This is a genomic window from Rouxiella sp. T17, from assembly GCF_036663475.1.
In the GTDB taxonomy this organism is placed as follows: domain Bacteria; phylum Pseudomonadota; class Gammaproteobacteria; order Enterobacterales; family Enterobacteriaceae; genus Rouxiella.
Genome location: NZ_JAWUEA010000035.1, coordinates 339,700 through 353,022 on the forward strand (window position 1 = coordinate 339,700; position 13,323 = coordinate 353,022).

Consider the following 13,323-nt stretch of genomic DNA (forward strand, 5'->3'; position numbering starts at 1 on the left):
GGGGCTTTTCTAGACCGCTATCGATTTTGCTGTGCCGCCTTGAGTGGCACAGTCTCCTCTACTTTTTCCTCGTCTTGCAGCGGTAACTCGCTGTCTTCCAACAGAATAAACGCGCGTTGCAGGCCGGTGTCCGCGTCGGGATCGGCCCCTTGCGAATTCATGTCCAGCTCAACGTCTTGCTCCGCTTCAGGCTGCTCGGCGGTGTCGGGCGCGGGCATTTGCTCCTGAATCATCTGCTCGTCGATATTAGGGTTAAGTGCTGGAGAGAGCGGCGAACTGCTGAGGCTGTCGGGCATCGCGATGTGCGGGACGGGCGCATCGACGGCCATTTGCGTCTGCTCCTCTTTGGCCGAGCTGCGACTCAGGCCGACAATCGCCGCGCCGCACAGCGCAAAGAAGGCGTAGAGAATATTGCCGCCGAGAGGCTCAATCAGCGCGCCAACCGCCAGCGGCCCGATACAGGCTCCCACGCCAAAGGCCATCAGTAAACAGGCCGACAGCGACACCCGCCGCTCGGGTTCAATCATGTCATTGGCGAGCGCGACGATCAGCGGATACAGCGTGAATTGCATCAGGCTGACGGTAAAACCGACCACCAGTAACACGGGGAAAGAGATGTGAGTGAAAATCGCCAGCGGCAGGGCGGCAATGGCCAGCAGCACGGCGTTAATACGCATCAGCAGGTTGCGATTATAGCGGTCCGATAGCCAGCTCAGCGGGAACTGCGCGACCAGCCCCGCGAAAATCGCCAACGCCATAAACAGGCCGGTTTGCTGAGTGGAGAGCCCTTGCTGGCTGGAATAGAGCGGTGCCATGCCGTAAAACGAGCCGACAATCATGCCAATCACCAGCGTAATCGCCAGCACCTTCGGGATCGCGCCGAGAAAGAATTTCAGCTCCATCGGCGCGGGTGACATATGGCCCACTTTAGTGCGGGTGGTCAACGCGATCGGCACCAGACAGAGGGCGAAGCACAGCGCAATCACTAACAGCGTGCTCATGCCGAGGTCGGTTTGCAGCATCAACACCACTTGTCCGAGCGCCATGCCGAGATAAGAGGCGGCCATATAAAAGCCGAATACTACGCCGCGCTGGCTGGAGTCGGACTGATCGTTAAGCCAACTTTCGAGCACCATGTACTGACACATCATGCACAGGCCGATAATCAGCCGCAGCACCACCCAAACGGGAATAATATCCGTTAATCCGTGACCAATGACGGCGGCGGTAATGATGCCGGAACAGGAGACGTAGGCGCGGATGTGACCCACGCGGGCAATCAAAAAGTGGCCGACTTTGCCGCCGATCACCAGACCAATATAGTTGGCGGCGATAATTGCGCCGATCATCGCGCCGCTCACGTGTATCGCGCTAAGCCGCAGGGAGACGTAGGTGGTGAGCAGCCCTGAGCCGAGCAGCATCAGTAGCGTTGTGGTGTAGAGCGGAAAAAAAACGCCGAAGGTCTTTTTCACTGTTTCTCCCTTTTATTTGTGGCAATTCCCTGTTTTTACTCGCCTTCCGGGCGCGCAGGGTTTCGCGGAAACATTAGACACACAGGCGGTCTTTAGGAGTAAGCGTAGCAGCTAGGCCGGTCGCTATCGACAGGTTAAGTCCGAAGCGCGCTATTTAGGGTCTGTCACTGCGGTTTAAATAACGTTATCTTTATCCTCATCTTTGTCTGATTTTTTCACTTTACGCGTACTTGTCTTTCATAACGGACAAGACTTTTATGGCATAGGAGTTATCTGGTGCAACGAGCACGATGTTACTTGTTAGGTGAGCGCGCAGTCGTTCTCGAGCTTGAGCCGCCGGTACAACTGGCGAGCCAGCAGCAAATCTGGGGCCTTGCCCAACGTCTGGCGACTTTTCCGGAAGTAAAGGAAGTGATCCCCGGAATGAATAATTTAACCGTGCTGCTGAGCGATCCGCAGCGTTTTGCCCTCAGCGCGGTAGAATCTCTCGAAAAATGGTGGCAAGAGAGTCAGGCGCTGGTGCCCGAGTCGCGGTTGATAGAAATTCCTGTGGTTTACGGCGGCAAAGGCGGACCCGACCTCGAAGGCGTGGCGAGTCACACCGGCATGAGCGCCCGTCAGGTGGTGGAGTGCCACAGCAGCGCGGAATATATCGTCTATTTCCTTGGCTTCCAACCGGGCTTCCCGTATCTCGGCGGCATGCCTGACGTGTTGTCCACCCCGCGACATTCTGAACCTCGCCTCTCAGTTCCGGCGGGCACGGTGGGTATCGGCGGCAGTCAAACCGGTATTTATCCGCTGATTACGCCGGGCGGCTGGCAGTTAATTGGTCACACGCCGCAGGCGATGTTTGATCCGCAAAGTCGTTTGCCGACGCTGTTACGTCCTGGCGATCGGGTACGCTTCGTGCCGCATAAGGAGGGCGTATGTTAAAAATATTAAAAGCTGGGATGCTGACCACGGTGCAGGATTTAGGCCGCGACGGTTATCGTCAACTCGGCGTCAGCCAGTCTGGCGCGTTTGATGCACCCGCGCTGCGCATCGCCAATCTGCTGGTAGGAAATGAAGAAAATGCCGCAGGGATTGAAATAACGCTGGGGCAATTTAGCGTCGAATTTACTAAAAAAGGCTGGATTGCGCTGAGCGGCGCAGGATGTCACGCCTTGCTCGACGGCGAATCGGTGTGGACCGGCTGGTGTTATCCGGTCAAAGCTGGACAGACGTTAACCCTGAAAACGCCGATGCGCGGCATGCGCAGCTATTTGGCCGTGGCGGGCGGAATCGACGTTCCAGAAGTGCTGAACTCGCGCAGCACGGATATCAAGGCCAGCTTTGGCGGCTTTGAAGGACGACCGTTAAAAGAGGGCGATATTCTGAAAGCCGGCAAGGCAGCGAATCCGCCGAGCAAATCAACGGGCGTAAAACAGCTGCTGTTCGGCAACCGTATTCGCGCCGTACCGGGTCCTGAGTATCACGAATTCAGCGACGATGCGCGCGATTCGTTCTGGCGCACGGCGTGGCAGCTTAGCCCGCAGAGTAATCGGATGGGTTATCGCCTGCACGGTCACGAGCTTAAACGCGACACAAAGCGGGAGATGCTGTCGCACGGATTAGTGCCGGGCGTGGTTCAGGTGCCGCACGGCGGGCAGCCGATCGTGCTGATGGCCGACGCGCAGACCACCGGCGGTTATCCGCGCATTGCTACAGTGATCGAAGCCGATCTCTATAACCTGGCGCAGATCCGCCTTGGCATGCCCGTGCATTTTGTGAAATGTAGCGTCGAAGAGGCGCTGCGTGCCAACTTTGAACAGAATCGTTTTATCGAACAAATTAAGTGGGGGCTGCATGATCGTTGATTTAAATGCCGATTTGGGCGAAGGCTGCGGCAACGATGAAGCGCTGCTCCAACTGGTGAGTTCAGCCAATATTGCCTGCGGATTTCACGCGGGCGATGCAGAAACCATGCGCCAATCGGTGCGTTGGGCGCTGCAATACGGCGTGGCGATCGGCGCGCATCCGAGCTTTCCGGATCGCGAAAACTTTGGCCGCACGGCGATGCAGCTGCCGCCCGAAACCGTTTATGCGCAGGTGGTTTATCAGCTCGGCGCGCTGGCGGCGATAACGCGCGCCGAAGGTGGCAAGATGGTGCACGTTAAGCCGCACGGCATGCTTTACAATCAGGCGGCGACTGACGCGGCGTTGTCCGACGCCATCGCTCGCGCGGTGCGTGATGTTGATGCATCGCTCAAGTTGGTTGGGCTGGCGGGCAGCGAACTTATCCGCGCCGGTGAACGTCTTGGCCTGCAAACGCGTCAGGAAGTCTTTGCCGACCGTCGTTATCAAAGTAACGGCAATCTGGTGCCGCGCAGCCAACCCGATGCAATGATTGAAACCGACGCGCTGGCGCTTGAACAGACGCTGGGCATGATTATTGATAAGCAGGTACTCAGCCGCGACGGCGTGTATGTGCCGGTTCAGGCCGATTCAGTCTGTTTGCACGGCGACGGCGAGCACGCGCTGGCCTTTGCGCGCAGCCTGCGCAAAGCGTTCGCCGAGAAAAACATTCAGGTAATCGCGGGTTAAGCGTTATCTGTACCATCAATAATCAAGCAGCGTGAAGCGCTATTCCATCCTGCACGCAGGTAACAATCTACCTGCGTTTTATCTGCTTTCAAGGAGCTGTTATGCGTCAGGTATTAATCACCGGTTTTGAGCCGTTCGGCGGCGAACGCGTTAATCCTTCGTGGGAAGTGGTTAAACAATTGGCGGGTAGAGAAGTCAACAATAACGGGCTTTCAGACGTTAAGCTGGTGGTCCGTCAGCTGCCTTGTGTTTTTGGCAAGGCTATCGAGGCGTTAAATCAGGCTATCGACGAGATCGATCCGATGATGGTTATCTGCGTTGGGCAAGCCGGTGGCCGCGTCGATTTCAGCATTGAACGGGTTGCCATTAACGTCGACGACGCGCGTATTGCCGACAACGCGGGTCAGCAGCCTGTAGATCAGCCGATTGTGGCGCAGGGTCCGGCCGCTTATTTTTCTAAATTGCCGATCAAGGCGTTGGTTAACGGTCTACGCGAAGCCGGCATTCCGGCCTCGGTGTCGCAAACGGCGGGCACCTACGTCTGTAATCACGTGATGTATGGCCTGCTTCATCGCATGCAGCAGGGCAATAGTCGCGTGGAGAAGGGCGGTTTTATTCATATTCCATATCTGCCCGAACAGGCGGCACTTCACCCGGGAAGTGCCAGTATGTCAGTGGCTACCTTGCTCGAAGTCCTTGAGTTGACTATCTTTATTGCGCTACATACAGAAAAAGATCTCACAATCGCGGAAGGAGCGACGCATTAATGCCTGAAGGACCCGAGATTCGCAGGGCGGCGGACCAGTTAGAGCACGCCGTGTTAGGCAAGCCATTAACCGACGTGTGGTTCGCCTTTCCGACTTTACAACCTTATCAATCGGACCTGATTGGCGAGAAAGTTAAAGCTATTGAAACGCGCGGCAAAGCGTTGCTGACGCATTTCACCAATAATTTAACGCTTTATACCCATAATCAGCTCTATGGCGTGTGGCGAGTCTTTACGCCAGAAGATGTTATCAATCACGGCAAACGTTCGCTGCGGGTAAAACTCGCGACGCGCGACAGCGCTATTCTGCTGTACAGCGCCTCCGAGATTGAAATTTGGCCCACTGATGACGTTTATCAGCATCCGTTTTTACAACGTATTGGCCCCGATGTGCTGGATAAAAATCTCACGGCGGGGCAGGTAAAAGAGCGCCTGATGTCGGCACGTTTTTGCCGTCGTCAGCTTGGAGGCATGTTACTGGATCAGGCATTTTTGGCCGGTTTAGGAAATTATCTGCGTGCCGAAATCTTGTGGCTGGCAAAATTACTGCCCTCACACAAGCCTGCCGATTTAAACGACGCCCAGCTTGATTTGTTGGCTGACGCCTGCCTTTCTATTGCTCGTCACTCATACGCGATGCGCGGCACAATGGACGAAAATGTGCATCACGGCGCGATGTTCCGCTTTAAAGTTTTCGCCCGCGCCGGAAAACGCTGCGAACGCTGTGGCGAGACGATAGTAAAAACCAGCGTCTCGACACGGCCATTCTTCTACTGTCCGGGTTGTCAGGGGTAATGTGCTTTAGATATTAACGTTGCCCACATTTTAAGAATATTTGTTTTACCTAAGCATCTTCTTGGGGGATTGTTTCATTCATCGCAAGCATTAGCTCTTTTCTTCCTTGGCGATTAAACGCCTCTTGAAATTCAGTCGGTTGGCTAATAAAGTCATTGGCCCAATCGTTGAGAGCAGACTTATAGTTTGAGCTTTCGTGTTGACTCAATTTCTCCATCGCTTTTGCCACAAAAAGTCCACACGCATTGGGTGCATTGTCTTGCATGTTTGCTGCGATAAAGGTTGGCTTATCCGTCACGCCACATTCTACAGCCAATTTTTTGAAGTATTTTTCTTCTAACTTTTTATGGGAGCTTGATTTACTATCAAAAACAATAGCCTGTTTCTTATCACCGTCATAAAACGTGCCAAACAAATACCAATGATTATTTAATAAAATCGGTGAAAAATTGGCGGCTTTTTTTGCTTCTCCCACGGAGAAGTTGCCGATTTTTATAGTGTCCATGTCTAATGCGGGTCCGTTCTTATCTATGGTGACATTAGGTTTCCAACCTCCATAAAAATAAGGTTTGTTTTCAATGTCACTGTTGCCTTGGTTAATTTTGTAGGCGAAAGAATCAAGCTCTGACGCGCTAATAAGCCGATTAGCGGTAAATAAAGATCTGCCAATTGTTTCGGGACCTTCATAAACATAGTTAACAAGGCTAAGATTATCATTTAATCTATTTGCGATATTAACTCGATTGTCTACGATGCGAGGAGTATCGGCATTTTCTGTTTCTGGATCCCAATCCCAATCGCCTTCAGCAGCCACTCTTGGTGGTTGGAAACCGGCAATAATTGAAAAGCTATTGGGGGTTTTCCAGAGAATTTCAGGCGCATTGTGCGGATTGTTATTATTTTCTTCGGTAACCGTTTTATTTTGTTGCTGTACTAGCTCAAATAACTCCAGACATTTTTCTTCTACAAGCATTTTTTCTAAAACTGCATATTTTCTAGTGCTGCCACTGCTGTGTAATCCCAACAGGAAAACTTCAGCTTGTTTAGCTTCAGCTTTGGTTGCCTTTCTGCCGCCACAGGCAATAGTAAACATACTGTCTACCAGTTTATGCCATTCTTCTTCATTTCCATGAGGATCTAGTTCATTGAAGTCTTTAATGAGTGTTTCGATGTTTCTGGTATCTATGGTCTCATAAATATTTTCGCCCTTAGTACTGCCAAATGGGGAGTAAATGGGATTATCGATTAATTTATTTAGATCAGGATCGAAAGTATCTTTAACAATATCAGCTTTAGCGGCAGTTTCAGGAAGAGTGATTTCCCCCAAGCCTTTATTATCAGGGTTAACGATAGGTTTTTTTTCTTTTTGGATTTCTGGTTTAGTAATAGGTTCTGGTTCAGTTTTAATTTCTTGATCAATAATAGGTCCTTGCTCGACTTTAATTTCTGGTTCAACTTTTTTTACAACCGTCCGCTCATCAGAACCTTCTGGTTTCTTAACCGTTTTAGGAGGAGCATTAGCTATAGTTTTACTACCCGGTTTTCTATTTTTTTGTGCTTCCAGTAACGCAGCGTCTGCTTGCGCTTTTTTTATAAGTGCTTCAAATTTACTGATATGAGTTTTAACGGGCTGATGCTTGTAGCTGTCTAAGATGGGCGGATTATCTTGGGGTAATGAATTGGTGATAAATTCGGCTAAGAGAGATTTTACTAACTTCCTGTCAATTTCTGACGTTTGCGCCGGTTGACCCTTAACAGTAGCGGGTGCAGTTGGTGGGCTCTCAATACCGCTATCTGGTGACTGAGGTGACTGAGGTGACAAGGACTCTGAGTACACGGTCGCAGTTTTTATCTCATTAGTGATAACGAGCGCCGAGAGAGGTTTTACGCCCGCCTTATCAGTTAAGTTCTTTTGCGTGGCACCGAGCGGATCATTAGATTTTATCGTTCCTGATGAAGGACCTACACGACAAGCATCCATATAGTTTGCAAAAACATCATTAGATTTTTTTGGTTCTACCGCCGCCAAATCGAATTTTGTCTTGGTGGCAGTCGTATTATTATTTATTGGAACCATTTTTATTTCCCCAGGTTGGTGATAACAGCCAATTATGAGGCTGAACCCGAGAAACAAAGTAGCAAGGATCGCTTATTTACTGCGGCAGGTCGATGAAAAAAATCGATGGCTTGGGTTTGTAAAACACATTGATAGATAAGCTAAAAAGGCCATAAAAAAGCCCCTGAACACGTTAACGCATCGTGTTACAGGAGCCTTTTATGTTTCGTATTAATTGCTGTTTATTGGCTGCGAATTAACAGCTAAAAATCAACAATCAAGGCGATTATTTATCATCAACCTCTGACTTGAAATCACGCTTCGCGTAGCCGGTATAGAGCTGGCGCGGACGAGCAATCTTGATGCCGTCGTCGTGCATTTCGTTCCAGTGGGCAATCCAGCCAACGGTACGCGCCATCGCGAAGATAACGGTAAACATTGACGACGGAATTCCCATTGCTTTCAAGATGATACCTGAATAGAAATCGACGTTTGGATAGAGTTTACGCTCGATGAAATACGGGTCGTTGAGCGCGATGTGTTCCAGCTGCATCGCCACTTCCAGCAGGTCATCTTTCATGTTCAGCTCTTCGAGCACGGCGTGACAGGTTTCACGCATGACGGTCGCGCGCGGGTCATAGTTTTTGTAAACGCGGTGACCAAAGCCCATCAGGCGGAAGGAGTCATTTTTGTCCTTCGCGCGGCGCACAAATTCTGGAATATGTTCAACGGTGCTGATTTCTTCCAGCATTTTCAGGCAGGCTTCGTTGGCGCCGCCGTGCGCAGGTCCCCAAAGTGAAGCGATACCCGCTGCGATACAGGCAAACGGGTTGGCACCCGAAGAGCCCGCAGTACGCACGGTTGAGGTCGACGCGTTCTGCTCGTGATCGGCATGCAAAATCAGAATACGGTCCATGGCTTTTTCAAGCACTGGATTAACTTTGTACTCTTCGCAAGGGGTCGCAAACATCATATGCAGGAAATTACCGGCATAGGAGAGGTCGTTGCGCGGATAAACGAACGGCTGGCCGATAGAATATTTGTAACACATTGCTGCAACGGTCGGCATTTTTGACAGCAGACGGAAGGCGGCAATTTCACGGTGACGCTCGTTTTCTACGTCGATAGAGTCGTGATAAAACGCCGCCAGCGCGCCGGTTACGCCGCAAAGTACGGCCATCGGGTGTGAGTCGCGACGGAAACCGTGGAACAGACGGGTGATCTGCTCGTGGATCATGCTGTGACGGGTTACCGTCGTTTTGAACTCTTCGTACTGCGCCTGCGTTGGCGGCTCGCCGTGCAGCAGCAGATAACAGACTTCAAGGTAGTTGGATGCTGTTGCCAGTTGGTCAATCGGGAAACCACGGTGCAGCAGAACGCCTTCATCGCCATCGATAAAGGTGATTTTAGATTCGCAGGATGCGGTAGAGGTAAAGCCTGGGTCAAAGGTGAAAAAACCTTTTGCACCGAGCGGGCGAATATCAATCTCGTCCTGACCCAACGTGCCGGATAGCAAGTCAAGTTCGATCGGGTCATGACCCTGTAGGGTAAGTGTCGCTTTCTTATCAGCCATTTACAGTCTCCTTAGCGCCTTATTTTAATAATCTCCAACAACTCTGTCCTTGGTCTAGTTGCAGAACCCGGTACTGCCTGAGGGTGGAAACTCCGCCGCTATAATATGGGTCTTCACCGCGCTGGCGAGTTAGCGTAGGGCAAAGCCGTCTTGCTGTTACATTGCACAGCTTTTGGCGGACAGGCGGTATTTCATTGTTGTTGTTGATCAGATATCTTTGCTCAATACCTACGACAAGTATGAGGGCATACACGTGCTACACTTTTGCACAAGTCAGCGTCGCAGGGAAGTGTATGTGTTGATTTGAAGTAAAGTCATAGGTACGAATTATGACCCATTTGTAATAGAAATGTTAGCGCGGTGTCAAACAAGATAATTTATTTTGTGTATAATATGGAAAATGCGACGCAAATCACTGTTTCGCAGAAAAGTGACCAAACATTTTGTAGGGGAATTGTAATAGGAATGTGATCATCCTATACTTCCGAAAGGTCTCCGGGATACCCTGTAGTAGGAGCACCCAGCGTTAAATAGAACGCGCCGTTTAAGCACAGTGGATGTCGATGTTTGAGCGCGTGACGTGAAGGGCCCTTGGTTCTTAACGCTGTCTGATTTCTGCCCAGGCCGGAGGATGGAAAATAATAAGCGCCATTCAAGACGTACTGCGCTCGGCCTGATGTGTTAAAAGAAGCACCAAACGCCCTTTTGCCCTGTACTTGGTCAATTTGTACTCCGTAAACCGGCTTTATCGCTTATTTTGCCTTGTTGGTACCCGCCGCAGGATGTTAATGAACAGGCTCTAAGGGCTGTGTGAGCGAAACCGTGAAAAAACAAAGACCTGTCAACTTGGATCTCCAAACGATCCAGTTTCCCGTAACTGCGATAGCGTCCATCTTACACCGCGTCTCCGGCGTAATAACCTTCGTTGCTGTTGGTATCCTCCTTTGGTTGCTTGGTATCTCTCTTTCCTCTCCGGAAGGATTTGCCCATGCTGCCGCCATCATGGACAGTTTCTTCGTCAAGTTCATATTCTGGGGAATACTCACTGCGCTCGCCTATCACACCTGCGGCGGCATTCGCCACCTGCTGATGGATTTCGGCGTGATCGAAGAGAGTTTGGCTGCCGGTAAAATGTCGGCATACATTACCATCGGGCTTACCGTTGTGTTGTCTGTACTGGCTGGCGTCTTTGTAGGGTAAAAATAGAATGGTTAACAATGTTTCTGCACTGGGACGTAATGGCGTTCATGACTGGTTGCTGATCCGTGTTTCAGCTATCGTTATCACCCTGTACATCCTCTATATTCTGGGCTTCGTGGTTATGGCTCAAGATATAAACTTCGAAGTCTGGCACGGCTTTTTTGCCTCATCCATCACTAAAGTATTCACCTTGCTTACCCTGATGTCGATTCTGGTTCACGCCTGGATCGGTATGTGGCAGGTGTTAACGGATTATGTAAAACATTCAGCGCTGCGTCTGGTGCTCCAGATTGCCATCGTGGTTGCCCTGATTGTTTATCTACTTTATGGAACATTAGTTGTGTGGGGAGCGTAGTAAATGAATCTGCCAGTCAGAGAGTTTGATGCCGTAGTTATCGGTGCAGGTGGCGCCGGTATGCGAGCTGCATTACAGATTACCCAGATGGGCCTCTCTTGCGCCCTGATTTCAAAAGTCTTCCCAACCCGTTCCCATACGGTATCTGCGCAGGGCGGTATCACCGTTGCTCTGGGCAATACCCATGATGATGACTGGGAATGGCACATGTACGACACCGTAAAAGGTTCCGATTACATCGGCGACCAGGACGCCATTGAATATATGTGTAATACCGGCCCGGAAGCGATTCTGGAGCTCGAGCACATGGGGCTGCCTTTCTCCCGTTTAGATAACGGCAAAATTTATCAGCGTCCGTTTGGTGGCCAGTCGAAAAACTTCGGCGGCGAGCAGGCGGCACGTACTGCGGCAGCGGCTGACCGTACGGGTCACGCGTTGCTGCACACGCTTTATCAGCAGAACCTGAAAAACGGCACCACGATTTTCTCCGAATGGTATTCACTGGATTTAGTGAAAAATCAGGACGGCGCTATCGTCGGCTGTACCGCAATCTGTATCGAGACCGGCGAAGTCGTTTACTTCAAGGCGAAAGCCACCGTGTTGGCGACCGGCGGCGCGGGCCGTATTTATCAGTCCACCACCAATGCGCACATTAATACCGGCGACGGTGTCGGCATGGCGCTGCGTGCAGGCGTGCCGGTTCAAGACATGGAAATGTGGCAGTTCCACCCAACCGGCATCGCCGGCGCGGGCGTGCTGGTCACAGAAGGCTGCCGTGGTGAAGGTGGTTATCTGCTTAATAAAGACGGCGAACGCTTCATGGAGCGTTATGCACCGAATGCCAAAGATTTGGCCGGTCGTGACGTGGTCGCGCGTTCTATTATGATCGAAATTCGTGAAGGTCGCGGCTGCGATGGTCCGCTGGGCCCGCACGTCAAGCTGAAGCTCGATCACCTCGGTAAAGAAGTGCTCGAATCGCGCCTGCCGGGCATCCTCGAACTGTCGCGTACCTTCGCGCACGCCGACCCGATTAAAGAACCGATTCCAGTAATTCCAACCTGTCACTACATGATGGGCGGCATTCCGACCAAGGTTACCGGTCAGGCCGTACGTGTGAATGCGCAGGGCGAAGACGAAGTGATCGCGGGCCTGTTTGCCGTGGGCGAAATCGCCTGCGTATCGGTTCACGGCGCCAACCGTCTGGGCGGCAACTCACTGCTTGACCTGGTGGTGTTTGGTCGTGCAGCGGGAATGCATCTTCAGGAATCTCTGCTGGAGCAGGGCCCAAGCCGCGACGCAACGCAGGCTGACATCGATGCTGCGCTCGAGCGTTTGAATCGCTGGAACAACAACCGTAATGGTGAAGATCCGGTGCAAATTCGTAAAGACCTGCAAAGATGCATGCAAAACAACTTCTCGGTATTCCGCGAAGGTGATGCGATGGCACAGGGTCTGGAAGATTTGAAACTTATCCGTGAACGCCTGAAAAATGCCCGTCTGGACGACACCTCCACCGAATTCAATACCCAGCGTATCGAATGTCTTGAGCTGGATAACCTGATGGAAGTGGCATTCTCGACGGCGGTTTCGGCTAACTATCGCACCGAAAGCCGTGGCGCGCACAGTCGCTTCGACTTCCCCGATCGCGATGACGAACAATGGTTATGTCACACGCTGTACCAACCGGAAACTGAAAGCATGACTCGCCGTGAAGTGAACATGCAGCCTAAGCTACGCGCGGCATTCCCGCCGAAAGCACGTACCTACTAGGCCGGTGAGCAGGAGCATATAAATGAAACTCGAATTTTCGATTTATCGCTATAACCCGGACGTCGACGACGTTCCATACATGAAAGACTATGTGCTGGAATCCGAAGAAGGCCGTGACATGATGCTGCTGGACGCGCTTATCCAGCTGAAAGAGCAAGATCCGACGCTGGCGTTTCGTCGCTCCTGCCGTGAGGGCGTGTGTGGCTCCGACGGTCTGAACATGAACGGCAAAAACGGTCTGGCATGCATTACGCCGGTTTCGGCGCTGCGCAATGGCAAAAAGAAAATTGTCATTCGTCCGCTGCCGGGCCTGCCTGTCGTGCGTGACCTCGTGGTCGACATGGGCCAATTCTACAAGCAGTACGAGAAGATCAAGCCTTACCTGATCAATGACGGCAAGAATCCGCCGGCGCGCGAGCACCTGCAAATGCCTGAAGCACGTGAAAAACTGGACGGCCTGTACGAGTGTATTCTCTGCGCCTGCTGTTCAACGTCGTGCCCGTCATTCTGGTGGAATCCGGATAAATTCGTCGGTCCTGCCGGTCTGCTTGCTGCTTATCGCTTCCTGATTGACAGCCGTGACACAGAAACGCAATCACGTCTTGATAATCTTGACGATGCTTTCAGCGTATTCCGCTGCCACAGCATCATGAACTGTGTCAGCGTATGCCCTAAAGGGTTGAACCCGACCAAGGCGATTGGGCACATCAAATCGATGCTGCTTCAACGCAGTGCCTAAGCGAAAAATGATTA

General features: G+C 51.6%; 12 protein-coding genes. 9 read left to right on the forward strand and 3 right to left on the reverse strand.

Features of this window, described 5'->3' with window-relative positions:
- Positions 1-17: 17 nt before the first annotated feature.
- Positions 18-1,472, reverse strand: coding sequence for an MFS transporter (locus SC206_RS14965; RefSeq protein ID WP_332738210.1), 1,455 nt, complete (start codon positions 1,470-1,472; stop codon positions 18-20).
- Positions 1,473-1,748: 276 nt separating this feature from the next.
- Here SC206_RS14965 and pxpB point away from each other — a divergent pair, with 276 nt between their 5' ends.
- The 5 genes from pxpB to nei all read left to right on the forward strand — a co-directional run bounded on the left by pxpB (position 1,749) and on the right by nei (position 5,616).
- Positions 1,749-2,405, forward strand: a complete 657-nt coding sequence (gene pxpB, locus SC206_RS14970) for a 5-oxoprolinase subunit PxpB (protein ID WP_332738211.1) — start codon at positions 1,749-1,751, stop codon at positions 2,403-2,405.
- Complete coding sequence (gene pxpC, locus SC206_RS14975) at positions 2,399-3,328, forward strand: 5-oxoprolinase subunit PxpC (protein ID WP_332738212.1); 930 nt, start codon at positions 2,399-2,401, stop codon at positions 3,326-3,328. The genes pxpB and pxpC overlap by 7 nt, the downstream gene beginning before the upstream one ends.
- Positions 3,318-4,055, forward strand: a complete 738-nt coding sequence (gene pxpA, locus SC206_RS14980) for a 5-oxoprolinase subunit PxpA (RefSeq protein WP_332738213.1) — start codon at positions 3,318-3,320, stop codon at positions 4,053-4,055. Before pxpC ends, pxpA begins: the two co-directional genes overlap by 11 nt.
- 101 nt (positions 4,056-4,156) lie before the next feature.
- Complete coding sequence (pcp, locus tag SC206_RS14985; protein ID WP_332738214.1) at positions 4,157-4,822, forward strand: pyroglutamyl-peptidase I; 666 nt, start codon at positions 4,157-4,159, stop codon at positions 4,820-4,822.
- Complete coding sequence (gene nei, locus SC206_RS14990) at positions 4,822-5,616, forward strand: endonuclease VIII (protein WP_332738215.1); 795 nt, start codon at positions 4,822-4,824, stop codon at positions 5,614-5,616. The genes pcp and nei overlap by 1 nt, the downstream gene beginning before the upstream one ends.
- Before the next feature lie 49 nt (positions 5,617-5,665).
- Here nei and SC206_RS14995 read toward each other — a convergent pair whose 3' ends face one another.
- Positions 5,666-7,693, reverse strand: a complete 2,028-nt coding sequence (locus tag SC206_RS14995; protein ID WP_332738216.1) for a hypothetical protein — start codon at positions 7,691-7,693, stop codon at positions 5,666-5,668.
- Positions 7,694-7,958: 265 nt separating this feature from the next.
- Positions 7,959-9,245 carry a citrate synthase gene (locus tag SC206_RS15000; protein ID WP_332738217.1) on the reverse strand — a complete coding sequence of 429 codons (1,287 nt, stop codon included), beginning with the start codon at positions 9,243-9,245 and terminating at the stop codon, positions 7,959-7,961.
- 810 nt (positions 9,246-10,055) lie between these two features.
- On the opposite strand from SC206_RS15000, the gene sdhC reads away from it, so the two are divergent.
- The 4 genes from sdhC to SC206_RS15020 are packed head-to-tail and all read left to right on the forward strand — an operon-like array spanning position 10,056 to position 13,309.
- Positions 10,056-10,445 (forward strand): succinate dehydrogenase cytochrome b556 subunit, encoded by a 390-nt coding sequence (sdhC, locus tag SC206_RS15005; protein WP_332738218.1) that lies wholly within the window; start codon positions 10,056-10,058, stop codon positions 10,443-10,445.
- Positions 10,446-10,452: 7 nt separating this feature from the next.
- The gene (gene sdhD, locus SC206_RS15010; RefSeq protein WP_332738219.1) at positions 10,453-10,800 is read left to right on the forward strand and encodes a succinate dehydrogenase membrane anchor subunit; all 348 of its coding nucleotides are present in this window, start codon (positions 10,453-10,455) and stop codon (positions 10,798-10,800) included.
- Positions 10,801-10,803: 3 nt separating this feature from the next.
- Positions 10,804-12,570, forward strand: a complete 1,767-nt coding sequence (gene sdhA / locus SC206_RS15015) for a succinate dehydrogenase flavoprotein subunit (RefSeq protein ID WP_332738220.1) — start codon at positions 10,804-10,806, stop codon at positions 12,568-12,570.
- A 22-nt stretch (positions 12,571-12,592) separates the two neighbouring features.
- Positions 12,593-13,309, forward strand: coding sequence for a succinate dehydrogenase iron-sulfur subunit (locus tag SC206_RS15020; RefSeq protein ID WP_332738221.1), 717 nt, complete (start codon positions 12,593-12,595; stop codon positions 13,307-13,309).
- Positions 13,310-13,323 lie beyond the last annotated feature (14 nt).